Origin of the sequence: Neisseria sp. HMSC074B07, assembly GCF_001810355.1 — a bacterium.
Classification (GTDB): Bacteria; Pseudomonadota; Gammaproteobacteria; order Burkholderiales; family Neisseriaceae; genus Neisseria.
In genome coordinates this window covers 62262-63896 of the sequence record NZ_KV800878.1, presented here as the reverse complement: position 1 = coordinate 63896, position 1635 = coordinate 62262, and the positions used below count along the sequence as shown (strand labels likewise).

The window sequence follows — 1635 nt, the reverse complement described above, 5'->3', positions numbered from 1 at the left end:
CTGGTTAAAGCGGAAATCTTCAAAAAAGACGGCACGAAAGAAACGTGGTCCTACAGCTACGACGCCTTGGGCAGAAGGATAGGCAAAGGCCGTCTGAAAGACGGAGAAGTTTCAGACGGCCTCGAAGAGGAAACCGGATTTGTTTGGGACGGCAGCCATTTGCTGCAAGAAGTTCATTCGGATGGCAGGTATACCTATATCTACACCGATCCGGGCAGCTACGAACCTTTAGCACAAGTCCGCGATTGGACAACCGAAGACGGCGAAAGCCGACAACAGACCCACTACTTCCACTGCGACCAAATCGGCATCCCGCGTGAAATGACCGATAAAGACGGCAACCTCTTGTGGTTCGGCAACTACACCGGCTGGGGTCGTCTGAAAGAGGAAACCAAGGTAACGGATAGCGCATACCAACCCTTCCGCCTGCAAAACCAGTATGCCGACCGTGAGACGGGGTTACATTACAACTTCTTCAGGTATTATGAGCCTGATGCTGGGCGGTTTGTGAATCAGGATCCGATTGGGTTGTGGGGTGGAGATAATCTTTATCGGTTTTCGTCTAATATTCAGATTTGGATTGATCCCTTAGGGTTAGCATGTATACCCAATCCAAATAGAAAAAATGATGAGGATCTTGCAAGAAGAATTGATAAATTGTCTGATAATTTGACAGAAAAAAATAGAGATGGTTTCACTACGTTAGCCTTGGCAAGGGTAACACTTGCTGATGGAACCTCTCAAATATGGATTGCTCAAGCAGGCTCTTCTCTGTCATCAAAGCCTTCTAGAAGGCAACAAAGTCTTGCTGGTGCAGATGAAATAATACAAAATTTACATCCAGCAGGAAGAAGCAGGAAAGATGGCAACCACTTAAATGATGCTGAACGTCAACTTATACGAGAAGCGAAAAAAAGAGGAGCTAAAATTAAATCTCTTGGAGCTACAAAACCAATGTGTGGCAGATGCGAGAAAGGAGCGAGAAGAGCAGGGATACTGAGGCGTATCATAACCCCAATTAAGAGTAGACACTGTTAGTATTTAATATTTTTAAATTTATTTAAAATTAAAGGAGTCCAATATGAAGCCGATGGAATTGGATGAAATGCCAAATGATATTTTTATTCAGGATATAAAAGAGTTAACAGAGAGTTTTTCAATAGATTTTCCTAATGTGTTTAGACAACTTTTGACAGAGTTAAATGTATCAAAAGATAATTTATTTATCACGGATTTTATTGAAAATCAGAAGATTGCCAACTCATATACAGGATATGTTTTTGACAAAACCCACAAAAAAATGTATGACTATACAATCAAAAATAAGAAACTTAGTTTTTTTGAAGTCGATATAAAAAAACTAACTACTAAGGACACGGATAGCATCCGAGTGTTGGATGAACTTTAAAATGCAAGCTATATTTGCATAAAGTGTCAGTGACTATAGGTTGGGTCAAGACCCAACAGCCTAATAAGGTCGTGTGAAAATTTTCAGACGACCTTTCCTGTTCTTACCTGCTTCGACTACAACGAAAGCGACCAACTCATCGCCCAGCACCAATGGAAGGTGCCGTCCAAAGAAGAGAATGCCCGAAACGGTTTGCCCGAAACCGACTGGCGCGATGCGCAGTACGA

At 42.1% G+C, this 1635-nt stretch carries 2 protein-coding genes; both read left to right on the top strand.

Annotation, left to right across the window (positions count from 1 at the left end; all coding sequences use genetic code 11):
- Positions 1 to 1038 (top strand): RHS repeat domain-containing protein (locus HMPREF2726_RS14580; protein WP_246827837.1); only part of this gene is annotated, 1038 nt, incomplete at its 5' end.
- Positions 1039 to 1081: 43 nt separating this feature from the next.
- Complete coding sequence (locus tag HMPREF2726_RS00895) at positions 1082 to 1408, top strand: hypothetical protein (protein WP_009311300.1); 327 nt, start codon at positions 1082 to 1084, stop codon at positions 1406 to 1408.
- Positions 1409 to 1635: the final 227 nt, after the last annotated feature.

Coding starts and splice junctions, on each gene's coding strand:
- HMPREF2726_RS00895 (WP_009311300.1), top strand. CDS start 1,082: ATGAAGCCGATGGAATTGGATGAAATGCCAAATGATATTTTTATTCAG.